The organism is Haloferax sp. AB510 (assembly GCF_024136985.1).
In the GTDB taxonomy this organism is placed as follows: Archaea; Halobacteriota; Halobacteria; order Halobacteriales; family Haloferacaceae; genus Haloferax.
The window spans coordinates 25,146-49,178 of the sequence record NZ_JAMYJY010000010.1; the positions used below are offsets into that span (position 1 = coordinate 25,146).

The 24,033-nt window shown below is 67.5% G+C and carries 19 protein-coding genes and 1 pseudogene; 12 read left to right on the forward strand and 8 right to left on the reverse strand.

Features of this window, described 5'->3' with window-relative positions; all coding sequences use genetic code 11:
* Window positions 1-53 precede the first annotated feature (53 nt).
* Window positions 54-2,061 (forward strand): annotated as a pseudogene (locus tag NKF06_RS03490) (glucan 1,4-alpha-glucosidase).
* Between the two features lie 69 nt (window positions 2,062-2,130).
* Here the strand turns inward: NKF06_RS03490 and NKF06_RS03495 are convergent.
* Window positions 2,131-3,264 (reverse strand): ABC transporter ATP-binding protein, encoded by a 1,134-nt coding sequence (locus tag NKF06_RS03495; RefSeq protein ID WP_253244532.1) that lies wholly within the window; start codon window positions 3,262-3,264, stop codon window positions 2,131-2,133.
* A 230-nt stretch (window positions 3,265-3,494) separates the two neighbouring features.
* On the opposite strand from NKF06_RS03495, the gene NKF06_RS03500 reads away from it, so the two are divergent.
* The 5 genes from NKF06_RS03500 to NKF06_RS03520 all read left to right on the forward strand — a co-directional run bounded on the left by NKF06_RS03500 (window position 3,495) and on the right by NKF06_RS03520 (window position 7,973).
* On the forward strand, window positions 3,495-4,787 hold the full coding sequence (locus NKF06_RS03500; RefSeq protein ID WP_253244533.1) for a substrate-binding domain-containing protein: 1,293 nt from the start codon (window positions 3,495-3,497) through the stop codon (window positions 4,785-4,787).
* 5 nt (window positions 4,788-4,792) lie between these two features.
* Window positions 4,793-5,728 carry a sugar ABC transporter permease gene (locus NKF06_RS03505; protein ID WP_058826583.1) on the forward strand — a complete coding sequence of 312 codons (936 nt, stop codon included), beginning with the start codon at window positions 4,793-4,795 and terminating at the stop codon, window positions 5,726-5,728.
* On the forward strand, window positions 5,725-6,801 hold the full coding sequence (locus tag NKF06_RS03510) for an ABC transporter permease subunit (protein ID WP_253244534.1): 1,077 nt from the start codon (window positions 5,725-5,727) through the stop codon (window positions 6,799-6,801). Before NKF06_RS03505 ends, NKF06_RS03510 begins: the two co-directional genes overlap by 4 nt.
* Before the next feature lie 228 nt (window positions 6,802-7,029).
* The gene (locus tag NKF06_RS03515; protein WP_058826585.1) at window positions 7,030-7,620 is read left to right on the forward strand and encodes a 50S ribosomal protein L15e; all 591 of its coding nucleotides are present in this window, start codon (window positions 7,030-7,032) and stop codon (window positions 7,618-7,620) included.
* 119 nt (window positions 7,621-7,739) lie between these two features.
* The gene (locus tag NKF06_RS03520; RefSeq protein WP_058826586.1) at window positions 7,740-7,973 is read left to right on the forward strand and encodes a hypothetical protein; all 234 of its coding nucleotides are present in this window, start codon (window positions 7,740-7,742) and stop codon (window positions 7,971-7,973) included.
* A gap of 54 nt (window positions 7,974-8,027) precedes the next feature.
* On the opposite strand, the gene NKF06_RS03525 is transcribed toward NKF06_RS03520, so the two are convergent.
* Window positions 8,028-8,381: a rhodanese-like domain-containing protein gene (locus NKF06_RS03525; protein WP_253244535.1), complete on the reverse strand. Its 354-nt coding sequence runs from the start codon at window positions 8,379-8,381 to the stop codon at window positions 8,028-8,030.
* A gap of 141 nt (window positions 8,382-8,522) precedes the next feature.
* Here NKF06_RS03525 and moeB point away from each other — a divergent pair, with 141 nt between their 5' ends.
* Window positions 8,523-9,335, forward strand: coding sequence for a molybdopterin-synthase adenylyltransferase MoeB (moeB, locus tag NKF06_RS03530; RefSeq protein WP_253244536.1), 813 nt, complete (start codon window positions 8,523-8,525; stop codon window positions 9,333-9,335).
* Window positions 9,336-9,475: 140 nt separating this feature from the next.
* On the opposite strand, the gene NKF06_RS03535 is transcribed toward moeB, so the two are convergent.
* From NKF06_RS03535 to NKF06_RS03550, 4 genes are all read right to left on the reverse strand, one after another.
* A complete protein-coding gene (locus NKF06_RS03535; RefSeq protein WP_253244537.1) occupies window positions 9,476-9,847 on the reverse strand; it encodes a hypothetical protein in 372 nt (123 codons plus the stop codon).
* Window positions 9,848-10,028: 181 nt separating this feature from the next.
* Window positions 10,029-11,699, reverse strand: coding sequence for a methyl-accepting chemotaxis protein (locus NKF06_RS03540; protein WP_253244538.1), 1,671 nt, complete (start codon window positions 11,697-11,699; stop codon window positions 10,029-10,031).
* A gap of 256 nt (window positions 11,700-11,955) precedes the next feature.
* Window positions 11,956-14,424 (reverse strand): methyl-accepting chemotaxis protein, encoded by a 2,469-nt coding sequence (locus tag NKF06_RS03545; protein WP_253244539.1) that lies wholly within the window; start codon window positions 14,422-14,424, stop codon window positions 11,956-11,958.
* On the reverse strand, window positions 14,421-15,587 hold the full coding sequence (locus NKF06_RS03550) for an ABC transporter substrate-binding protein (protein WP_309142102.1): 1,167 nt from the start codon (window positions 15,585-15,587) through the stop codon (window positions 14,421-14,423). The genes NKF06_RS03545 and NKF06_RS03550 overlap by 4 nt, the downstream gene beginning before the upstream one ends.
* Window positions 15,588-15,882: 295 nt before the next feature.
* On the opposite strand from NKF06_RS03550, the gene mutS reads away from it, so the two are divergent.
* The 5 genes from mutS to NKF06_RS03575 all read left to right on the forward strand — a co-directional run bounded on the left by mutS (window position 15,883) and on the right by NKF06_RS03575 (window position 22,990).
* On the forward strand, window positions 15,883-18,606 hold the full coding sequence (gene mutS / locus NKF06_RS03555) for a DNA mismatch repair protein MutS (RefSeq protein WP_253244540.1): 2,724 nt from the start codon (window positions 15,883-15,885) through the stop codon (window positions 18,604-18,606).
* A complete protein-coding gene (mutL, locus tag NKF06_RS03560; RefSeq protein WP_253244541.1) occupies window positions 18,603-20,840 on the forward strand; it encodes a DNA mismatch repair endonuclease MutL in 2,238 nt (745 codons plus the stop codon). Before mutS ends, mutL begins: the two co-directional genes overlap by 4 nt.
* 110 nt (window positions 20,841-20,950) lie before the next feature.
* Window positions 20,951-21,253: a hypothetical protein gene (locus NKF06_RS03565; RefSeq protein ID WP_058826595.1), complete on the forward strand. Its 303-nt coding sequence runs from the start codon at window positions 20,951-20,953 to the stop codon at window positions 21,251-21,253.
* Between the two features lie 84 nt (window positions 21,254-21,337).
* Window positions 21,338-22,294 carry a bifunctional 2-dehydro-3-deoxygluconokinase/2-dehydro-3-deoxygalactonokinase gene (gene kdgK1 / locus NKF06_RS03570; RefSeq protein WP_253244542.1) on the forward strand — a complete coding sequence of 319 codons (957 nt, stop codon included), beginning with the start codon at window positions 21,338-21,340 and terminating at the stop codon, window positions 22,292-22,294.
* 51 nt (window positions 22,295-22,345) lie between these two features.
* Window positions 22,346-22,990: a DUF6663 family protein gene (locus NKF06_RS03575; RefSeq protein WP_253244543.1), complete on the forward strand. Its 645-nt coding sequence runs from the start codon at window positions 22,346-22,348 to the stop codon at window positions 22,988-22,990.
* Window positions 22,991-23,039: 49 nt separating this feature from the next.
* Here the strand turns inward: NKF06_RS03575 and NKF06_RS03580 are convergent, their stop codons facing one another.
* Entirely contained in the window at window positions 23,040-23,204 is a 165-nt protein-coding gene (locus NKF06_RS03580) for a hypothetical protein (protein WP_253244544.1), read from the reverse strand.
* A 112-nt stretch (window positions 23,205-23,316) separates the two neighbouring features.
* Window positions 23,317-23,814, reverse strand: coding sequence for a hypothetical protein (locus NKF06_RS03585; protein WP_058826598.1), 498 nt, complete (start codon window positions 23,812-23,814; stop codon window positions 23,317-23,319).
* Between the last annotated feature and the right edge of the window lie 219 nt (window positions 23,815-24,033).

Sequence of the window (24,033 nt, forward strand, 5' to 3'; positions counted from 1 at the left end):
TTGAAGGAACATTACACCAAGATTATTATCTGCGGGGGTCCCACGACTCAGCAATGCAACTACGCGACGCGCTGGCCGACTACAAGCGGCACGCAGACCACCCGACTCGGTTTCCGGGCGAGCGACGGACGACGAGCGGCCTGTTTTCGGGGCTCGGTGACCGACTGGTCCACGTCGAGACCGACGGCTCGCTCCGCGACTTCGGCTACCCCCTGTCCGGGCTCTGGGGCGTCGAGCGGTCCCGATTCGGCGTCCGCCCCGTCGGCGACGAGGCCGGCGTCTACTGGTTCGACGAGGGCGCGGACCAGTCGTACGCGGGCGACGGCGCGCTCGTCGTCACCGACCACGAGACGCCCCACGGCGGCGTGACCCAGTACGACCTCGCGGTCGGCGACGGCCACGTCAGCCGGTTCGAGACCGACGCCGACGTGGAACTCGTCGCCTTCGTCCACTTCCAGCCGGACGGCCGCGACACGCTCGTCGGGCAACTGACCCACGGCGACGCGGTGGAAGCGTACCACGCCGAGGAACACGACTTCCTCGCGTCGTCGCCGGCGTTCGAACACGTCGAGGGACGCGTACCCGAGGGCTTCGACGAACTGCTCTCGGAGGGCGAGGTCGAACTGCCGCGCCCCCGCACCGACGACTGCTACGAGGAGGGCCAACTGAGCGGCGCGGTCGTCGGGACGGTCCCGTTCGAGTCGGGCGCGGCCGCGGTCGGCCACCTGCTCACCGACGACACCGAGACCGGCCGCGAGGACGCGCTCGAAACCGTCCGCGACCTCGTCGCCCGCGACCTCGACGACCTCCGCGAGCGCGCCGCGACGGAAGTCGAAGGCGCGGTGCCCGACCACGCCGAGTCGGCGGCGATGCGCGACGACATCCGCGTGCTGCTCGCTGCTTTCGGGGGCGCTCGGCCTCCGCATCGCCGGCCCCGACTTCGACCCCTACTACGCCTACTCCGGCGGCTACGGCTACACGTGGTTCCGCGACGACGCCGAAATCTCGACGTTCCTCTTCGAGTCCGACGAGCGACTCGACCTCGGCCTCGACGCGTGGCACGAGCGGAGCGCCCGCGCCTACTGCCGCACCCAGCGCGAGGACGGCTCGTGGCCCCACCGCGTCTGGCCCTTCGACGGCTCGCTCGCGCCCGGCTGGGCGAACGCGCGTCTCGAATCCGGCGACGACGCGGACTATCAGGCCGACCAGACGGGGAGCGTCATCGCCTTCCTCGCGGCCTATCACGACCGCTGTACTGACGACGACCTCCGCGCCGACATCGAGGAGACGCTCTCGCGCGCCCTCGACAGCCTCGACGACACCCTCGGCGACGACGGCCTTCCCGTGGACTGCCAGAACGCGTGGGAGAACATGACCGGCCGGTTCAGCCACACCGCCGCGACGTTCCTCGAAGCCTACGTCGAACTCGCGCTATCTGACCTCGATTCGGCGCTGACTGACCGGGCCGCGGCGCGCGCCCGCGAGGTGTACGAGGGTATCGACCACCTCTGGAGCGAGGGCCGCGGCTGTTACGCGCTCCGCGTCGCCGACGGCGAACTCGACGACCGCTACGACTCCGCCGCGCTCGCGCTCGCGTCGGCCCACCGGACCTACGACCGACTCGAACCCGTCGACGACGACCGACTGGACCGACTCGTCCGCCACGTCGAGTCCGTCTTCGACGGCCTCTGGCACGACCCCGACGACAGCGACGTAAAGGGACTGGTCCGCTTCGAGGGCGACGACTGGCGGATGCGCGAGCAGTCCTCCGAGAAGATTTGGACCGTCTCGACCGCGTGGGGCGCGAACGCCGGCGTCGAACTCGCTGCCCTGCTGGCCGCCCACGACGACGACCGGGCCGGAGCGTTCGCCGACGAGGGTCGGGCACTCCTCGACCTCGTCCTCCCCGACGGCCCGCTGTGCACCGACGAGGGCTACCTCGCGGAGCAGTTCTTCGACGACGGCACGCCCGACAGCGCGACGCCGCTCGGCTGGCCGCACGCGCTCCGGCTGGCGACGCTGGCGACGCTCGACGCCGACGACGCCTTCGACGGAGAGTAAGTCGGCGGCGACGCGGCTGTCGAACAACGAGGAACCGCCGCGAGAAAACAGCGAACTACTTCTTCACGGTTACTGCGTCGGGGCCGCGCGTCGCTTGGACTCGCGGTAGAGGAGCGACTCGCCGGTTCGCGGGTGGAAGACGTGGAGGTCCGACTCGTCGAAGGTGACGCCGACCGTCTCGCCCGTCTCGGGTTCGATGTCCGAGTCGACGCGGGCGATGAAGTCGGGGCCGATGTCGAGGTGGAGGTAGTTGTCCGAGCCGATGGGTTCGACGACACCGACGGTCGAATCGACGACGTTCTCGCCGGACGAGGTCGTCACCACGTCCTCCGGGCGGACGCCGACGCGGAGTTCGGTTGCGTCGGTCGACTCGCGGAGCGTCGCCGAGAACGATTCGGACAGGCGGTAGGAGAAGGGACCGTCGCCGACGAGGACGAGGCGGTCGCCCTCGCGTTCGACCGACACGTCGAGGAAGTTCATCGACGGCGAGCCGACGAAGCCGCCGACGAACTCGTTGGCGGGGTTCTCGTACACGTCCTTCGGGCGGCCGACCTGCTGGAGTTTGCCGTCGTTGAGGATGACGATTTTGTCGCCCATCGTCATCGCCTCCGCCTGGTCGTGGGTGACGTACAGCGAGGTGATACCGAGTTCGTTCTGGAGGCGCTGAATCTCGGTCCGCATCGTGGTGCGGAGCTTCGCGTCGAGGTTCGAAAGCGGCTCGTCGAACAGGAACACGTCGGGTTCGCGGACGATGGCGCGGCCGAGCGCGACGCGCTGTTTCTGCCCGCCGGAAAGCTCGTCGGGCTTGTCGTCGAGGAGGTCCTCGATGCCCATCATCGCCGCCGTCTCGCGGACGCGCTCGCGGCGCTCGTCCTTCGAGAGGTCGGTGCTCATCCGCAGGCCGAACGCCATGTTCTGCATGACGGTCTTGTGCGGGTACAGCGCGTAGTTCTGGAACACCATCGCCACGTCGCGCTTGCGGGCGTGCTGGTCCGTGACGTCCTCGCCGCCGATTCGAATCGTGCCGCCGGAGGGTGATTCCAACCCCGCGACCATGCGGAGTGTGGTCGATTTCCCGCACCCTGAGGGACCGACGACGGTGATGAACTCGCCGTCCTCGACGTCGAGCGAGAGGTCCTCGACGGCGACGACGCGACCCCGGTCGTACTCCTTGCGAAGCGCTTCGAGCGTGAGACGTGCCATTACTCCCTGTCTGTCCCCATCGTCCATAATCGTTTTCCTATTTTCTGAATTTGTGATGCAATAGTTCGTATCGAATTTCAGACGCTTGATTTTGGAATCTATAGCTCTCCTATCGCCAGACTAGGGAACTAGACTGAGCCACCGAATTGGCAATTTTCTCCGCGAATGCGGCCGTCATTCCGAACTATTAAATATATGAACACATAGTTCATCATAGATTCGTTATGCCAATGAACCGCCGCACAATCCTGAAGCAACTGGCAGGCACGACGGCCGTCGGCGCACTCGCAGGGTGCGTGGGCGTGTCGGAGACCGATTCGACGCAGACACCCGAACAGAGCGGTGCGGAGGGCGACGACGGTGGCGAGGAGACCACCGCGGGAGGGGAATCTGAGTCCGCGGGTCCGAGCGGGACGTTCACGCTCTGGCACCAGCGCGCGGAAGCCGAGAAGAAGTCGCTCGAAGCCAACGCCGAGACGTTCACCTCGGAGACGGCCCACACGGCGAAGCCCGCCGAAATCGCTGACCTCCGGAAGAAGACGACCTCCGCCATCCCGGCCGGGCAGGGCGCGGCAATGTTCGACTGGGCCCACGACTGGACCGGCGAGTACTACCAGAACGGCTTCCTCTCGGACCAGAGCGACCAGCTGGACGTGGACCTCTCGGTCTACACCCGCCCCGCACAGGAGGCGGTCCAGTTCGACGGCGCGACCGTCGCGCTCCCCTACGCGGCCGAGACCGTCGGCCTCATCTACAACAAGGAGCTGGTGGACGAAGCGCCCGAGACCATCGCCGACATGACGGCCATCATGGAGGAGTACCACGACCCCGAAAACGGGATGTACGGCCTCAGCTACCCGCTGGACGCCTACTTCATGAGCGCGTGGGCCCACGCCTTCGGCGGCTACTACTTCGACGAGTCGAACGTCGAACTTGGCCTGTCGAACGAAGCGACCCTCGAAGGGTTCCAGTTCATCCTCGACAACTTCGTCCCGTACCAGCCGAAGGACACGGGCTACGACCCGCAGGCGGCCGTCTTCCTCGAAGGCAACGCCCCGTTCGCCATCAACGGACCGTGGTTCCTCGGCGACGTTCGCTCCAACGACATCGACGCCGGCATCGCCCGGCTCCCCTCGCCCGAGGGCGACGCCGAGCCCAAGCCGTACACGACGGTCAAGCAGCTCTACTTCACCTCGACGCTGGAGGGCGACGAGGCGACGGCGGCCGCGTCCCGCGCGTTCGCCGAGTGGTACACCACGAACACCGACGTGCTCTCGGCGAACGCCGAGGAGTTCGGCTACATCCCGGTCCACAAGGAACTCGCTTCGAGCAGCGACCTCCCCGAGGCCGTCCAAGGCTTCTCGGAGTCCGTCTCGCTCGGCACTCCCATCCCGACCCACCCGAACATGGGCGACGTGTGGGGGCCGCTCGAAGACGCCTTCAACAGCGTGAAAAACGGCGACGCGGAGCTCGAACCCGCGTTCACGAAGGCCGAAGAGAACATCCGGTCTAATTGGGAGTAAGGACGATGAGCGTCGTCGACAGCGCCGTCGAGCGCGTCGCGGACAGCCCGGTGGTGAGCAAGGACGACCTACCCTTGCTGTTGGTACTGCCGGGGCTGTTCGTCTTCCTCGCGTTCATGCTGTTTCCCGTCCTGTACCTGGTGTATCTCTCGTTCACCAACGCGGAGCCGGCCACGCTGTTCCAGGGCAAAGAGCAGTGGGTCGGCCTCGCCAACTACGTGACGGTCCTCTCGGACGGCCAGTTCTGGAACTCGATGGGCGTGACGTGGCTGTTCGTCGCCACGTCGGTCGCGCTCAAGGTGCTCGTCGGCCTCGGCATCGGGCTCGTGGTGACGGGCGAGCGCGTCCGCGGCAAGCGGTTCATGCGAGCGCTCATCATCATCCCGCTCGGCCTGCCGGGTATCTTCACCATCACCATCTGGCGCGGTATCTTCAGTTCGGCCGAGTTCGGCCTCGCCAACCAGTTCCTCCGGATGGCCGGCCTCGACTCGGTCGCCTGGCTCTCCGAGCGCTGGATGGCCTTCCTCGCCTACAACGTCACCGAGGCGTGGCTGGCGTACCCGTTCATGGTCATCATCACCGTGAGTGCCCTGCAGGACGTGTCCGAGGAGCTCCACGAGGCGGCGATGATAGACGGCGCGGGCTTCTTCGCCCGCTTCCTGCACGTGACGCTTCCCTCTATCAAGCGCCCCGTGCTGTTCGCCTCGATTCTCACGGCCGCGGCGTCGTTCCAGCAGTTCCTCATCCCGTACGTGTTCAACCAGGGCGGGCCGTCGCGGACGAACGAACTCCTCATCGTCTACGGCTACCGCGAGGCGTTCCGCTTCCAGAAGTACGGTGAGGGCGCGGCCATCATGCTCGTCGCCGTGGCCGTCATCGGCGTCTTCATGATGCTGAACGTCAAGAAGGGACAGCTCGCCGACGGGGTGGACGACGCATGAGCGTCATCTCAGATATCGCGTCCGAACTCGCCGACGACGCGCGGGCCGCCGCGATGGCTCCCGTCGAGTCGGTCAAGGACGCCAAGTACACCCTCGAAGGCATCCGCGAGGGGCACGTCAGCCCCGCGACGGTGCTGAAGACCGCCGGCATCACTCTCGGTGCCGCGGTCGTCGTCGCGCTCCTGTTGTTCCCGCTGTACTGGGTCGCCGTCGGGGCCTTCTCGGGTACCGGCGCGTCGCTGTACTCGTCGAGCGGGATTCGTCTGTGGCCGGCCGACCCGACAATCGAGCCGTTCCTGTGGGTCATCGGCGACCTCATCGTCCCGAGCTACCGCATCAGCCTCGGCCTCGGCGGCTACGAGGTGTTCCTGCAGACGCCCGAACTGGCGTTCCTCGACGTGTCGCAGTACGGCGTCACGGAGACTTCCGAGTTCAAGCGGTTCTTCGCGAACAGCCTCACCGTGGCGATTCCGACGGTGCTGCTCGCAATGTGTCTCATCGTCCCCAGCGCGTACGCGCTGTCGCGCCGGCAGTTCATCGGCCGTTCGAAGGTGCTGTACGGCTACGTGCTGTTCACGCAGATTGGCGGCGGGCTGGGTGTCGCGCTCCTCATCGCGCTGTACGCCCTGTTCGTCCAGTTCGGGTTCAACGACAGCAAACTCGCGCTGTCGGCGTACTACGCCGCGACCGCGGTCCCGTTCAACACGTGGCTCCTGAAGACGTACATGGACGGGATTCCCGTCTCCTACGAGGAGGCCGCGATGATGGACGGCGCGCCGTCGTGGAAAATCGTCACCGAAATCATCCTGCCGCTGTCGAAGGCGGGACTGGCGACGGTGTTCATCTTCACCTTCCTCACCGGGTGGACCGAGTTCGTCGTCGCCCAGACGCTGCTTTCGACGGACAACTACACGCTGCCCGTCGGGCTGTACTCGCTCGTCGGCCGGTACTCCATCCCGTGGGCCCGGTTCTCGGCGTTCGCGCTGACGTTCGCCGCGCCGATTATGCTCATCTACCTGTTCGCACAGCGCTACATCGAAGGTGGTCTGTCGTTCGGCGGGATGGAAGGCTGAGCCGCGTCGGGCGCATCCTCGATACCGTCTTTTTCGACCGCCTCACCGCGTGAGTCGGTGGCACGCGCGCCGTGAGAATCCGAAGTCCTTAACCCTCCCCTGCCGGTAGTTCCGCCAACTCGCTGGCAATGCGGGCACGCCAGAGGGCACCCGTCACGCACGGGACGAAATGTGGTCTCAGGGGGATTCCCCGACGGACTGAATCGCAAGCGCCCGCGGTGATATACAATGGCACGAAGCTTCTATTCCCACATCAAGGAAGCGTGGAAGACCCCGAAGGAAGGCAAGCTGGCCGAACTCCAGTGGCAGCGAAAACAGGAGTGGCGCGAGCAGGGCGCTATCGAGCGCATCGAGCGCCCCACCCGCCTCGACAAGGCCCGTGAGCTCGGCTACAAGGCCAAGCAGGGCATCGTCGTGGTCCGCGTCTCCGTCCGCAAGGGCGGCGCGCGCAAACAGCGCCACAAGGCCGGCCGCCGCACGAAGCGCCAGGGCGTCAACCGCATCGGCCGCCGGAAGTCCATCCCGCGCATCGCGGAGGAGCGCGCCTCGCGCAAGCACCCCAATCTGCGCGTGCTGAACTCCTACGGCGTCGGACAGGACGGCTCCCAGAAGTGGCAGGAAGTCATCCTCATCGACCCCGAGCACCCGGCCATCCAGAACGACGACGACCTCAACTGGATCTGCGACGACACCCACGACGGCCGCGCCTTCCGCGGTCTCACCAACGCGGGCAAGAAGAACCGCGGTCTCCAGAACCGCGGCAAGGGTACGGAGCACATCCGTCCCTCCATCCGCGCCGGCAACGGCCGCGGCAAGTAACGTCCCGCGCACCGCGCCAATCTTCTCTCTTTATCGACCGCCGAGCCGTGGCTTCGTCTCCGTCGGAATCGACGGCCCGTACGCTTATTCCGGCCGGTCAGAACTACTGACACGACTGCATGGTCAGTATCGAACTCGGCGGGCCGCTGCTCCTCGCCGCCGCGGTCCTCGGAGCGGCGTGGCTATATCGGGACGCGAAGCGTCGGGCGATGGACACGGCGGACATGTGGGCGGTGGGATTCTTCGTCGCGTTCGTCCTCCTGCCGGTGCTCGGCGGCCTCGCAGTCTTCGTCTTCTATCTGCAGAACCGAAACCGGCGGCGCGGGTCGCCCGTCACGGTGCCCGGTGAGTAGGCACGGACGTCGCTCTGCGAGTCAAAGCGCAGTCCGAAAAGAAGCGTCGACGATTCAGAACGGCGACGTGGGACCGAGGTCCGCTTCGTCCTCGCCCTCGGTGCCGTCTTCGACCGCGCCGTCCCACGCGTCGAAGCCGCCGCGGAGGCTGGACACGTCCGCGTCGACGTTGCTGTCCAGCACCGAGGCGACCTGTTTCGAACTCTTGCCGACGTAACACGAGACGACCACCTCGGCGGGCCACTCGCGGTCGAACACCTCGGGGCCGAGCGTCGCCGCCGGGAGGTTCTCCGACCCGGGGATGTGGCCGGACGTGTACGACGAGGGGTCTCGGATATCGATGACGGCGAGGTCATCGTCGTCGGCCAGTTTCTCGCGTAGTTCGTCGGGCGTCGTCTCGGCGACCATACCCGACGTGACGGGCGGAGCGGCAAAGGCGCGTCGCTTCCGGCGATGCAGTCGTCGGAGGCGACGGCCCGGGTTCCGAGCCACGGGAGACGGTTCCGTCCGTGCCGCGGGTTTATTCGGGGCCGACGCCAACCTCGGGATATGACGCTCTCACTCGACGCCACCCAGTTGGACCGCTACTCGCGGCACATCATCATGGACGAGGTCGGCCCGGAGGGCCAAGAGCGACTGCTCTCGGCGCGGGTCGTCGTCGTCGGCGCGGGCGGGTTGGGCGCGCCGGCCATCCAGTACCTCGCGGCGGTCGGCGTCGGCGAACTCGTCGTCGTCGACGACGACGTGGTCGAGCGGAGCAACCTCCAGCGGCAGGTTATCCACCGCGACGACGACGTAGGCGTGGCCAAGGCCGAGAGCGCCGCCGCGTTCGTCCGCGGGCTCAACCCCGACGTGTCGGTCGAACCGGTCGAGGCCCGCGTGGACAAGTCGAACGTCCACGAGGTCGTCGCAGGCGCGGACGTGGTGGTCGACGCCTCGGACAACTTCCCGACGCGCTACCTGCTCAACGACGTCTGTCGCTTCGAGGGAATCCCGCTGGTCCACGGGGCGATATACAAGTTCGAGGGACAGGCGACGACGCTCGTCCCCGACGGCCCGTGCTATCGGTGTCTGTTCCCCGAAGCGCCCGAACCGGGGACGGTCCCCGACTGCGCGACGACCGGCGTCCTCGGCGTCCTCCCCGGCACGGTCGGCTGTATTCAGGCGACGGAAGCGATGAAGCTCCTCCTCGACGAGGGCGAGGTGCTCGACGGGCGGCTCCTGTTTTACGACGCCATGGACATGACGTTCGAGACGGTCCCGTACCGGAAGAACCCGGACTGTCCCGTCTGCGGCGAGGGCGGCGTCGACTCCATCGAGGACATCGACTACGTCGAGAGCTGTGCAATCAGCCTCGACTGAGGAGAGTCCGTCTCGGCTCCGTTGAACCCTCAGAAGCGGACAGAGTCGGCGTGCTGAATAGAGAGGGTGATTTCAGCGCAGAGGACTCGTTTATTCCGTCTCATCCACGCTGAACTAACCGTTGAGTAGCATCCGTATATTCATCTGAAGGAGTCAGCGTATTCATCAAACCAATCATCACCGTCGTCATTTTCTCCTTCGGATACCGAGTGAGATGAGAATTGCCAACTATCACTACTGTCTGTTTCAACACTTTCCACTTTGAATTTGTCAGCATCAACTTCGCCAATGAAAGAGAGACTACCAACATACCAATTCCACATATTTCCGGGAGAAAATTGTCCTGAAGAGTTCATTTTCGATACTATCAAATCGGACGTGAATTTCCCATCAAATATTTCTTCAAAAATGGGTTCAAATTCCACCGCCTTATTGGCGATCTTGTTAGCTCCACTTTCAGTACATCCGAACGTTTCCTGAAGTTGTTTAACAAGCTCAGTCCGCTTAACCATGTATCAATGAGGAATAGTCAATATCAAAAAGTCCTTGTTTGAGGCGGCAGTTGGCTGTTCTGAGCGATTCTCTCCTACTGGTCACTATGTCAGTTACCGACTCGCGCGCGGCATTCAGCCGGCCTCAGCAGGCTATCTGCGGTGAGGGGTTCAACAGCGCCGTCGTCTCGGGGGAGACGGGCTACCGATCGAACTGGAATCCGCCGAACTCGTCGTCCGACCCGCCGTCGGTCGCTGCGCGAATCGAGTCGGCGTCCGCGTCGTCGACCACGTCGGCATCCGCGTCGTCGAAGTCCATCGCGTCCAGTTCCTCGACCGCCGTCGCGTCGCCGCCGACGAGGGCGTCCACCCGGTCGGCGAGCGCGTCGAGGGCGACCGTCTGGTCGGCCGTCGCGTCGGTGATGTCGGTCGTCGACGCCTCGGCGGCGGTCGCGTGCTCTTGGGCCACCTGAATCGTGGTCGTGACCTCCTCGATGTTCGTCGCCTGCGAGTCGGTCGCGCGGGCGACCTCGGTGACGCCGTTGGCCGCGGAATCCGCGGCGTCCGCGATTTCGGAGAGCGAGGCGAGCACGTCCTCGATTTCGCCGGAAGCGACCTGAATCTGCTCGTGTGACTGCTCGGAGGCCAACACTGTCTCGTCGGCCTGTTCCTGAATCTCGGCGATGCTGTCGGCGATTTCCTCGGTGTGCTCGTGGGTCTGGTTCGCGAGCTGTTTGACCTCGTCGGCGACGACCGAGAAGCCCTCGCCGGCCTCGCCCGCGCGGGCGGCCTCGATGTTCGCGTTGAGCGCGAGCAGGTTCGTCCGGTCTGCGACCTCCGCGATGACCTCGACGACCTCCTCGATGACGCCCATGCGCTGTTGGAGTTCGGTCACGCTGTCGAGCAGTTCGTCGGAGATGTCGATGACCTGGTCGGTCGCGCTCCGGATGCTCTGTCCGGCCTCCTGCCCGTTTTCGGCGGCCGCGCGGGCCTGGTTCGCCGCCGACGCGACCTCGTCGGAGGTGGCCGCTATCTCCTCCATGCTGGCCGAGAGGTCCTGCATCTCCTCTGCGCCCGTCGAGAGGAGGTCCGCCTGCTCCGTGACCTGCGACTCGATGTCGGTCGCAGCGGTCGCAGCCCGCTGAATCGCGCCGCCGAGGTCGGCCGTCGTGGCGTCGACCTCGCTGGCGAGGCGGTCGAACCGGGTCGCCATCTCGTTGAGGTCCGAGACGACCGCCAGCGTCTCGTCGTTGAGGACGCCGCGGTCGTCCGTGAACGACGCGCGGGCCGAGAGGTCGCCGGCCGTGAGGCTCCCGATGGTGGTCGAGACCTCGTCGACGAGCGCCTCGGACGCCCGCTGTTTCTCCACGGCGTCGGTCCGGTCGTGGACCGCCTCGACGACGCCGACCAGTTCGTCGCCCTCGAACAGCGGTTGGGCGGTAAAGGCAATGTGGCGCTTCGCGCCGTTTCGGTCCGTCATCGTGCTGGTGTCGCGGTAGAGCCGGCGGCCCTCGTCAACCACGTCGAGCCCGTGGACCTCGTCGGCGGTCCGCGGGTCGGCGAGCACCTTGTCGGCGAGCGTCTTCGCCCGCCGACCGTCCGGGTAGAACAGTTCGCTCACGTGTTCCGACCCGAGCGCCTCCGACGCGGGGACGCCCGTGAGCTTCGAAATCGGGTCGTTCCACGCGATGATTCGGTTGTCGGCGTCGAGGACGAACACCGGCATCCCCACGCCGTCGAGCAGAGCACCCGTGTCCAGTCGCTCCGCCGCCAGCGCGACCGTCCCTCGTTCGTCCGCCTGTGCGCCACCGTCGGTCCGCGTCCGAGCCCCGACCCCCGGGACCAGCGCCGCGAGTCGCGAAAGCAGGTCCATACATTCTCCCCACGAGGATTGCCGGTATAACGCTACGCTCTAAGCTATCATATCTGATATTGGGTGGTACTGAATCGGTATCTTTGGCGAGCGGATGCGGAACACGAACGGTCGAGAAACGCGGTCGTCGGGTGGGAGAGCCGAGTAGGGGACCGGGGAGGGCCGGAGAGGGCCGAATAGGGGACCCGAGAAGACCGAATGGGTGACGAGCCATTCGGAGGGGTGCGGGGCCGCCCTGCGACGGGCGAGCGCGGCGTCAGTCGAGTCTGTCGGAACGATCGTCGTCGATGCGGTCGGAACGGCCGTCTGCGTCGAGACCACCGTCGGTCGCCGGGGCGTCGAGTTCGACGGTCGACGCAGCGTCGGAGTCGACGAGCGCGCCGTCGCGGCCCGCGGCGTCGTGGTCGACGGTGAACTCGGAGACGAGCGACATCAGCCGCTCGGACTGGGTGGCGAGACGGTCCGCGCCGTCGGAGACCTCGCTGAGCGAGGCGGTCTGTTCTTCGGCCGCGGCCGCGACCGACTCGGCGCGCTCGGCGGTCTCGTCACTGATATCGGACACGCGGTCCATCATCGACGCGACCTCCTCGGTCGAGGCGGCCTGTTCGTCCGTGGTCCGGCTGATTTCGTCGACGCCGTCGGTCGTCTCGCGGACGTTCTCGACGATGGTGTCCAGCGAGTCGCGGGCGGTTTGGACCGCGTCGACGCCGGAGTCGACAGCGTCGCGCGTCTCGCGCATCTCGGAGACGGACGCCGCGGACTTCGCTTGGACCTCCTCGATGGTCGCCTCGATTTCCTCGGCGGAGGCCTTGGTCTCGCCGGCGAGTTCCTTGACTTCGTTGGCGACGACCGAGAAGCCCTCGCCGGCCTCGCCCGCGCGGGCGGCCTCGATGTTCGCGTTGAGCGCGAGGATGTTCGTCTGCTCCGCGATGTCGGTGATGAGTTCGACGATGTCGCCGATTTCGGCCATGTCGCCTTCGAGGTCCTCGATGCGGTCGACCGTTCGGCGGGTCTGCGTCTCGACGGTCTCGATGGTGTCGATAGCGTTAGCGGCCGCCTCGTGGCCGTCCTCGCTCGCTTCGAGGGTGTGCTGGGCTGTGCGTTCGAGTTCGCTCGCCGAGGAGGCGACCTCCTCGATGGTCGCAGAGAGGTTGCTCGTCTCGCTCGTCGTCTGCCGGAGGTTCTCGCGCTGTTCGTGCGCGCCCTCGGCCATGACCTGCGTGGATTCGCTGACCTGCCGGCTCGCGCGCTCTATCTCTTGGGAACTCGCGGTGACCTCCTGACTGGCCGCGGCGACGGTCTCGGCGAACTCGACGACCTCCGCGACGGTCGCTTCGAGTTCGTCGGCCATGTCGTTGAACGACCGCGCCATCTCGTTCATCGCGTCGTTGTCGGCGTCCTCGGACATCCGGCGCGTGAGGTCGCCGTCGGCGGCGTCCGCCATCGTCTCGCTGAACTCGGCCGCCTTCGCTTCGAGTTCGGTGATGAGGGCTTCGAGTTCCGTGTGCGTCTGGCCCATCGACTCGCCGAACGACCCCGGAATGTCTTCGTCGAGGACGGGGTCATCGAAGCGCTTGTCCGCGAGCGCCTCGGCCTGCCCGGCGACGGTTGTCAGATACGCCTGCATCGACTCGAAGGAGTCGTACAGCCGACCCATCTCGTCGATGCGGGCGGTGTTCGGGAGGTCGCCGTCGACCTCACCGTTGGCGATATCGTCGGCGTTGCGGGCGACGACCGAGAGCGACCGCGCGGTGCCGCGGCCGATGGTCGCACCGACGAGGAACAGCGCGCCGACGGCGAAGGCGACGAGGAGCATCACGTTCGTCGTCACCTGTGACTGGAGCGCGAACGCCCGGTCGGCCGGGACGTGGTAGGTGAGCACCCAGTCGGTGCCGGTGATAGGCGCGTACGCCATTGCGTACTCGCCGGACTCCATGCCCGTGCGGGCGGAGACGACATCGTAGCCGGTCTGCCCGGACAGCGCGGCATCGATGGCCTCGATGGACGAGCCGTCGGCGGCCGCGTACTGGTCGAGGATGGACGCCTTGCGGTTGTCGAAGAGGATGGTTCCCGACTCGGAGACGACCTTGGTGTCGCCGGTCGCATAGGGCGATTCGAACTGGTGGGAGCCGGCTTCCAGCGACGCCGTCAGGACGATTGCCCCGTTGGCGCCGGAGACGGGGGCGGCGAACGCGACGACCGGTTCGCCGCCGGACTCGTACGGCTCGGTGACGGTCACGGACTGGCCGGACGCCAGCGCCGCGGCGTCGTCGGCCCACGGCGCGGACAGCGAGTCGAGCGACTGCCCGGTCGCGCTGTCGGTCGTGCTGGCGACGACCGCGCCGGTGTCGGCGTCCACGTAGTGGAGCGAGCGAACGTCACCGGAGAGCTGGATGAGTTTCCCTTCGAGCCATCGCTGGTGGTCGGCCGCCGGGGTGCCCGCCGGCTGGTCGGCAAGCGACTCGGCGAGGAACGAGACGGTCGACTCCTTCGAGGACACCCAGTCGGAGACCGACTTGGCCTCCGTCGCCGCCGCGCCGCGAATCTGGGATTCGGTCTGCGACTCCACGACGGATTTGGTGTCGAAGTGGATGTACGCGCCCGCGCCGCCCATGACGACCACGATGAGGAGGAGCACGACGCCGAACTTCGCCGCGTAGCGGCGGCGAATCACGTTCGGAAGCGCCCGTTCGAGGAGGCTCGTCAGCCGCGAGAACGGGTTCATTGCGAACCCCCGGACTCGAAGAACTGGCGCTGGAGGAGTTCGACCTGTTCGACCGAGCCGTTGTGGACACGCTCGACGAGGTACGAACTCAGCGGTTCGAGCGCGGCCGTGAGGTCGACCCCGCTCGACGCGCCCTGATAGTTCAGTTCGCGGCCGGCGTCGACGAGGGTCCGAACCCGGTCGAACTCGCCGACTGAGACGGTGTGTCCGGTTCCACCCGAGACCGCCTGCAGGGCGTCGGCGATGGCCGGTCCGGACGCCTCGCCAGCGTACTCCGCGGCCGTCGCCATGAGGAACAAGGCGTCGTAGGCGTTCGCCGCATAGGGTTGCAGGGGCGCGATGTCGGAGAGCCGCTGGGAGAGGTGGAAGTAGCCGTCAGTCCGAACCGACGACAGCGAGGCGCTGTAGAAGCCCTCGTAATAGGACGGTATCTCGCCGTCGAAGAGGCCCGCCGAGAAGACCCACGGGGCCTCGTAGTCGGATGCGCCGTAGGCGTCGAGGACGCCTCCTTCCTGTCCGGGGACGCTGACGAAGCCGACCGCGTCGGGCGAGTCGGCGAACACCTCGTCGACGACGCCGCCGAAGTCGTCCGCGGCCGGGTCGTAGCTGACCTCGGTGACGACCTCCGCGTCGAGTTGGTCGCCGAGCGCGGTGCCGAGATCCGAGCCGAACGCCCCGTCGACGGTGAGGAGGGCGACCCGGTCGGCGTCGGCGTACTGCGGCGCGTCGAGAATCTTCGCCATCGCGGTCGCTTGCAGGCTGTCGCTCGGGACGGTCCGGCCGAAGAACTTCCGCCCGTCGGCGCGCCCGGCGTCCGAGAGCCGCGGGTTCGTGCTCGCCGGGCTCATCTCCATGACGGCGTCGTCGGCCGCCTTCGGAGCGAGCGCGAGCGACACGTCGCTGACGAGGCCGCCGACGAAGCCGACGACGCCCGCGTCGACCAGCGAGGCGTAGCCGTCAGTCGCGACCGACGCGGACCCCTCCGTGTCCACGGTGGTCAGTTCGACCGGCCGCCCGAGCACGCCGCCCGCGCGGTTGATGTCTTCGACCGCCTGCTCGGCGGCACGCTTGCCGTGCGTTCCAACCTGCTCCAGCGACCCGCTGACGGGCAACATCGCCCCGAATCGAACGGGCTCCCCGGACTCCGTTCCGAACGTCCCCACGCACCCGGACAGCGAGCCGAGCCCCACCGCGCCGGCGGCGGTGCGAAGAAACGTTCGTCTGTCGTACCTTGCTGTCACAGATTGCCCGAGACAACTCCCCCATATAATTTTGGGCCGCCAATTATCATACGCTGTATTTTTGGGAGGATTGTCCAACATCGAACACGAAATATGGACATGCTACCATTCGACATACAACCGGGTCGTCGCAGCGGGCGGGTTTGGCTCGGGTCGCGCGCACCCCGTCGGCCGGGGCATCGTAGCGTTTTATCCGCCGGCCCGCCCACGTGCGGACATGACTACTCAGGGAATCGTCGGACAGTTCCTCTCGTTGAAAGAGGAGACCGACGCCGACCTGCTCGCCATGCAGTGCGGCGACTTCTACGAGTTCTTCGCCGACGACGCCGAGACGGTCGGCCGCGAACTCGACCTCAAGGTCTCCCAGAAGTCCTCGCACGGGTCGTCGTATCCGATGGCGGGCGTGCCGCTGAACGACCTGACGCCCTACCTCAAGGCGCTCGTCGAGCGCGGCTACCGGGTCGCCGTCGCCGACCAGTACGAGACCGAGTCCGGCGACCTCCGCCGCGAAATCAAGCGCGTCGTCACCCCGGGGACGCTCCTCGAAACGTCCCGTGCCGACGCGCAGTTCCTCGCGGCCGTCGTGACCGACGGCGACGGCGTCGGCCTCGCGTTCGCCGACATCACGACCGGCCAGTTCCTCGTGACCGAGGCCGAGACCGTCGACGACGCCGCGGCCGAACTCTACCGTTTCGCTCCCGTCGAAGTCCTCCCCGGCCCGGACCTGCGGAGCGACGACGAGACGCTCTCGCGGCTGCGCGAGGCCACCGACGCCTCTTTCTCACTTTTCTCCGCCGAGGCGTTCGCGCCGGGTCGCGCCCGCCACGCCGTCCGCGAGCAGTTCGGCGCGTCAACGGTCGATAGCGTCGGCCTCGATTCCGACCTCGCGACCCGCGCCGCCGGCGGTGTCCTCGCCTACGTCGAGGAGACGGGCGCGGGCGTCCTCCGGTCGATGACGCGCCTGCAGGTCTACCACCCCTCGGACCTGCTCGAACTCGACGCGACCACCCAGCGCAACCTCGAACTCACGGAGACGATGCACGGCGACCGCTTGGGGTCGCTGTTCGACACGATAGACCACACCGTCACCTCGCCCGGCGGCCGCCTCCTCCGCGAGTGGTTGACCCGGCCGCGGCGCGACCGCGACGAACTCGCTCGCCGCCTCGACGCGGTGCAGTCGCTCGCCTCGGCTGCCCTCGCCCGCGAGCGCGTCCGAGAGGTGCTCGACGGGGCGTACGACCTCGAACGACTCGCCTCCCGGTCGGCGTCCGGAAGCGCCGGCGCGTCCGACCTGCTGTCGGTTCGGGACACGCTCTCGGTGCTTCCCGCCCTCGCCGACGCCATCGAGGGGACCGAACTCGCGGACTCCCCGCTCGCGGAAGTCGTCTCGCGGCCCGACCGGGACGCCGCGGCCGACCTCCGAACCGACCTCGCCGACGCGCTCGCTGAGGACCCGCCGAAGACGGTCACGCAGGGCGGCCTGTTCCAGACGGGCTACGACGACGAACTCGACGACCTCATCGAGCGCCACGAGTCGGCGAAGTCGTGGCTCGACACGCTCGCCGACCGCGAGAAGCGGGACCACGGCCTCTCGCACGTCACCGTCGACCGCAACAAGACCGACGGCTACTACATCCAAGTCGGCAAGTCGGTCGCCGACCAGGTGCCCGACCACTACCGGCAGATAAAGACGCTCAAGAACTCCAAGCGCTTCGTCACCGAGGAGTTAGAGGAGAAAGAACGCGAGATTCTCCGGCTCGAAGAGGCCCGCGGCGACCTCGAATACGAACTGTTCGAGGACCTCCGCGAGCGCGTGGCCCAGCACGCCGAACTCCTACAGGACGTGGGTCGGACCATCGCCGAGGTGGACGCGCTGGCGTCGCTCGCGACCCACGCCGCCGGCAACGGGTGGACGCGCCCCGAACTCACCGAGGCCGGAGCGCTCGACATCGAGGCCGGGCGCCACCCGGTCGTGGAGACGACGACCGACTTCGTCCCGAACGACCTCCGCATGGACGACGAGCGCGGCTTCCTCATCGTCACCGGGCCGAACATGTCCGGCAAATCGACGTACATGCGGCAGGCGGCGCTCATCACGCTCCTCGCGCAGGTCGGCAGTTTCGTCCCCGCACGCTCGGCGACCGTCGGCGTCGTCGACGGCATCTACACCCGCGTCGGCGCGCTGGACGAACTCGCGCAGGGTCGCTCGACGTTCATGGTCGAGATGCAGGAGCTCTCGAACATCCTCCACTCGGCCACCGAGGACTCGCTCGTCATCTTAGACGAGGTGGGCCGCGGGACCGCGACCTACGACGGCATCTCCATCGCGTGGGCGGCCACCGAGTACCTCCACAATGAGATACGCGCGAAGACGCTGTTCGCCACGCACTACCACGAACTGACGAGCCTCGCGGACCACCTCGACCGCGTCGCCAACGTCCACGTCGCGGCCGACGAGCGCGACGGCGACGTGACGTTCCTCAGAACCGTCGTCGACGGCCCGACCGACCGGAGCTACGGGATTCACGTCGCCGATTTGGCGGGCGTCCCGCGCCCGGTGGTCGACCGCGCCGCCGACGTGCTCGACCGGCTCCGCGAGGAGAAGGCCATCGAGGCGAAGGGGTCCGGAACCTCGGAGCCCGTACAGGCCGTCTTCGACGTGGGAAGTGGGCAGATGAACGTCGCGGAGGGCCGCGACGACACGGGCGGCTCAGCGGGCTCCGGCGCGGCCGCGAACGGCGCGGCGGGCAACGGGTCGGTCGGTGCGGTCGCCGACGCGAGTATCGAGACGGACGCGGACGCCGAGCCCGCGCTGGACTCGGAGACCGAAGCCGTCCTCGACGAACTCCGGGCGACCGACGTGAACGACACGTCGCCGCTGGACCTGATGTCGAAGGTGCAGGCGTGGCAGTCGAAACTGGACGGCGGTGACGGCGAATGAGCGACATCAAACAGCTCGACGAGAAGACCATCCAGCGCATCGCCGCCGGCGAGGTGGTCGAGCGACCGGCCTCGGTCGTCAAGGAGCTGTTCGAAAACAGCCTCGACGCGGACGCGACGCGCATCTCCGTGGCCGTCGACGCCGGCGGCGTGGAGGGCGTCCGCATCCGTGACGACGGCGTCGGCATGAGCGAAGAAGACCTCGAACTCGCCGTCCGCGAGCACACGACGAGCAAAATCGGCGACATCGAGGACCTCGAAGCCGGCGTCGGCACCCTCGGCTTCCGCGGCGAGGCGCTCCACACCATCGGCGCGGTGTCGCGGCTGACCATCCGGTCGAAGCCCCGCGGCGGCGATGTGGGCACCGAGTTGAAATACGAGGGCGGCGAGGTCGAGTCGATTCGACCCGCCGGTTGTCCCGAGGGGACCGTCGTCGAGGTCGACGACCTGTTCTACAACACGCCCGCCCGCCGGAAGTTCCTCAAGACGACGGCGACCGAGTTCGACCACGTCAACGCGGTCGTCACGCACTACGCCCTCGCCAACCCCGACGTGGCCGTCTCGCTCGAACACGACGACCGCGAGGTGTTCGCTACCGAGGGCCGCGGCGACCTCCAGTCGACCGTGCTCTCGGTGTACGGCCGCGAGGTCGCGGAGTCGATGGTCCCTGTCGACCACGACGCCTCCGGCGTCTCCGTCTCGGGTCTCGTGAGCCACCCCGAGACCACCCGGAGCACCCGCGACTACCTCTCGACGTTCGTCAACGACCGTTACGTCACGGACCGCGTGCTCCGCGAGGCCGTCCTCAACGCCTACGGCGGCCAACTCGACGCCGACCGCTATCCCTTCGCGGTGCTGTTCGTCGAAGTCGCCCCCGACGCCGTGGACGTGAACGTCCACCCGCGGAAGATGGAGGTCCGCTGGGACGACGAGTCTGGCGTCAAGCGCGACGTGACCGACGCGGTCGAAGACGCACTCTTGAGCAACGGCCTCGTCCGGTCGTCGGCTCCGCGTGGTCGGTCGAAAGCCGACGAGGCGGCTATCGAACCCGGCTCGCCCGACGGCAACGACGCGACCTCGATGGACCCCCACGAGGTCCGGGAAGCGGAGCCGGACGGCGAAACAGACGACGACGCGAATCCCCCGTCCGTACGAGACGTGCAGTCGGCGCGGGAGGCCCGCGAGTCGGGCGCTCGGTCGAACTCGGACCCGGATGCGGCCGCGACCGACGACGCCACCCCGGACACCACGCCTGCAACTGAACGGAGGGCGGGGGTCGACGCCGAGAATCCGGCTGACGGCGATGCATCCGGCTCGGCCGCCGAAACGCCGACCGACTCGGCCGGTTCCACTTCGACGCCAGCGTCCACGCCGCCGACGCCGCCCCGCGAGTACGACCTCGCGCCGGGTCCGGAGACGACCGAGCAGTCGTCGCTTTCGACCGACGACGGGTCCGAAGCGGGGGCGACACGGGAGGCGGGGTCGTCCGGCGACCACGAATCGGAGACCGAGCCGGGCAGCGGAACCCCTCCGCGTCGTCCCTCGCGCATCGCCGCACCGACGACCCAGCGCGACCTCTCCGGTGAGGAGGCGGACCTCTCGCCCGAGTTCGACTCGCTTCCGTCGATGCGAATCATCGGTCAACTCGCGGACACCTACATCGTCGCCGAGACCGACGAGGGGTTGGTCCTCGTCGACCAGCACGCCGCCGACGAGCGCGTGAACTACGAGCGCCTGAAGGGCGAGGTCGAAGGCGACACCCCGACGCAGGCGCTGGCCGACCCGGTCGAACTCGAACTCACGGCGCGCGAGGCGGCGCTGTTCGAGGAGTACCGCGAGGCGCTGGCGCAGGTGGGCTTCCACGCCGGGCGGACCGGCGAGCGGACCGTCTCGGTGCGGACCGTGCCGGCGGTGTTCGACGCCGCGCTTGACCCCGGTCTACTCCGGGACGCGCTGACGGCGTTCGTCCGCGAGGAGGCCGACGGCGGCCGGAAGACCGTCGACGCCGTCGCCGACGAACTGCTGTCGGACCTCGCGTGTTACCCCTCGATTACGGGCAACACGTCGCTCCGGGAAGGCACCGTGCTCGACCTGCTCGCGGCGCTCGACGACTGCGAGAACCCCTACGCCTGCCCACACGGCCGCCCGGTCATCGTCGAGTTCGACCGCGACGAAATCGCCTCGCGCTTCGAGCGTGACTACCCCGGCCACGGCGGGCGGCGACGCGAGGAGTAGCCGGCGCGGGTCGGTCGCGTCACCCGCCGCTATCTGCGACCCGACCGCCGATTCTCGGAACCGATAGCATCGGCGAGGATTCAAGTCGGGGCACCGAGACGGTGGAGGCGATGAACCCGCTGGTCTTTCTGGGCATCTGCTTCGGGCCGCTGGCGCTCGTCGTCTCGTATCTCTTCACGGCGGCGACGGGACCGAGCGTACCGCCGTGGGCCGACGCGGCCGGGCAGGCGATTCGCCTCTACGGGACGGCGGCCGCCGTGGTCGTCGGCCCGCTGGCACTCCACGCCGACCGACTGGACCTCGCCCGCGAGAGCGACTGGGTTCCCTCGCCCGCCTACTACCTCGTGGCGATTCCGTTTCTGAGCATCCCAATCGCGTTCATCTACCTCGTCCGGCGATTGACGGCCGCGTGAGCAGGCGCGGGGACCAGATCGGCCGCAGGCGCTGCATTCGACGGCAACGCCGGACGTTTATATCGCGCCCGCGAACGGCCGTCCATGACAGCACTCGTGACCTTCGGCGAGACGATGCTTCGGCTGTCGCCGCCGCGTGGCGAGCGACTCGAAACCGCCCGTGAACTCGAAGTGCAGGCGGGCGGCGCGGAGTCGAACGTCGCCGTCGCCGCCACCCGACTCGGAGGGGACGCAGCGTGGTTCTCGAAGCTCCCGGACTCGCCGCTCGGTCGGCGAATCGTCGGCGAACTCCGGAGCCACGGCGTCGACACCGACGGCGTCGTCTGGGCCGAAGACTCCCGACAGGGGCTCTACTACCTCGAACACGGGGCGTCGCCGCGCCCGACGAACGTCGTCTACGACCGCGCCGACGCGGCTGTGACGACGCTGGAGACGAGCGAAACCGACCTCGACGCCGTCCGAAACGCCGAGGTGTGCTACACGAGCGGCATCACGCCCGCGCTCTCCGAGACGCTCCGCGAGACCACGGCCGACGTGCTCGAAGCGGCGCAGGACGCCGGGACGACGACCGCCTTCGACCTGAACTACCGGACGAAGCTCTGGTCACCCGACGAGGCGGCCGAAGTCTACCGCGACCTGCTCGGTTCCATCGACCTGCTGTTCGCCGCCGAGCGCGACGCGGCGACCGTCCTCGGGCGCGACGGCGACGCCGAGTCGGTCGCTCGCGGCCTCGCCGAGGACTACGACATCGAAACCGTCGTGGTCACTCGCGGCGAGGAGGGATCGCTCGCCGTCTCCGGCGGAACGGTGTCCGAACAGGGCGTCTACGAGGCGGAGACGTTCGACGCCATCGGGACCGGCGACGCCTTCGTCGGCGGCTACCTCGCCAAGCACCTCGACGGCGGGAGCGTGGCCGAGTCGCTGCAGTGGGCGTCGGCGACGGCGTCGCTCAAGCGGACTATCGAAGGGGACATCGCCATCGTCAATCCCGAAGACGTCGAGCGCGTCGTCGCCGACGAGGGCGACGGCATCTCGCGGTAGGGCCGCCGGGCGACCGGCAGGCGTATTTCCGTCCGTCCAGTAGCCGCCGATATGGAGGTCACGACGACCGGCCGGTTTCGGGTCTATCGCAGTCCGCGCGACGGAGACGAACTCCTCTTGCTCGAACTCCCCGAGGAGCGCGTCGACTGGACCGACCCGGCCGTCGAGACCGACGTCGACGACATCTACTCGCCGACCTACGTGCCACAGACCGGCTACAACGGCGACCTCGCAGAGCGCGTCTCGGCGCTCGAACCCGGCAACGAAATCGAGGCCACGCTGACGTGGGACGACGGCGACCCGCGCTTTGCGGACGTGTCGGTCCGCGACCGGACCCGCTTCCGGTTCGTCGGTGCCGCCACGGGACTGTTCGAGGCCGCCCGCGAGACGTGGCGCGCGACCGGTGACGGCGAAGCTATCGGCTCGCGCGTCACCTACGGCACTGACGGCGACCCGAACGCCGTGCTCTACGTTTTCGCAAAACAGCCCGGCGCGCGCGACCTGTTCGACGAGTTCGGCGACGGCGTCGTCCCCGTGGACCCGCTTTTAGACCGCCTCGACGACGAGGCCGACGTCCCCGACGCACCCCGCGAGGTGTTCGTCCTGCGCCCCCTCGACGAGGAGTTCGTCCTCGTCGCCATCGCGCTTGACCGAGACGGACTGTTCGCGCGGACGATGCGCGACACCTACTGCTGACGCGTCTCAGCGGACTGTTCGGGTCGGCGTCGGCCCCGCGGCCCCGCTGTCACTCGTCGGCGTCGCCGTCGCTCGGCGCGCGTGAGCCGCATTCAGAACACCGATAGACGGCCCGCCAGCCGCCGCCGGTGACGTACCGCCGCCGAAACGAGTGTCTCGCGCCGCACTCGTCGCAAACCGCCGGCGGTCCGTTCGGGTCGGACGGGTCGCGCATACGCCGAGTAGTGGTGGAGTGGACTAAATGCCACCGTCGCCAGTCGTCGCCGACCAGAGAGCGTCCGGTCGAGTCCGAGCGACTCGGCAGAAAAGCGGGGCGACGGAGCGCGTCAGTTCTCTTGGGTCCAGCGCTGGTAGACCGCGGAGCCGCCGAGGGCGGCGAAGACGAGCGAGGCGAGACCGGGTGCGCCGACGCCGGAGATGACGGGGACGCCGACGACGACGGCTATCATGAGGACGATACCGAGCGCGGCGAGCGCGGCGTAGTACTCGCTCCACGAGAGTTCGCCCTCGGGGACGACCTCCATGTAGACCGTCACGTCGCCCGCCTCGGCCAGCGAGACGACCTTCGACTCATCGTCGTAGTTCACGATGTCCAGTTCGTCGAGTTTGGGGATGTGGGTCTGTTGCAGCGAAACGTAGGCGCTCTGGCGGATGTTCCGCGGCGGCGGCGACTCCCCGGTCTCCGCTTCCGCGATGCGCTCCGAGAGTTCGCGGAGGGTCAGGTCGCCGTCTTGGAGGAACTCGATGGCCATCCGACGGCGGTCATTACTCAGTACCTCGTGGATTCGCGTCTCGGAGAGTCCGGGTTCGGATGTTGTCGCCATACGAGGATTCGATCGATTTGTGACTGGTCGCTTCTCCTATATCAACAGTTCGCCTCCGGAATCACCGTCAAAAACCACGGTGTCAGGCGGAAAACGTGGTGTCCCAGCGCTCTCGATGGCGAATCGGCTATCGGTTTCGACCGACGAACGGCCAAAAGATACTTCAATGACACGTTCGGTGTTCGACGCGAGTCCGGTGGGAACCGGGGTTCGATACGA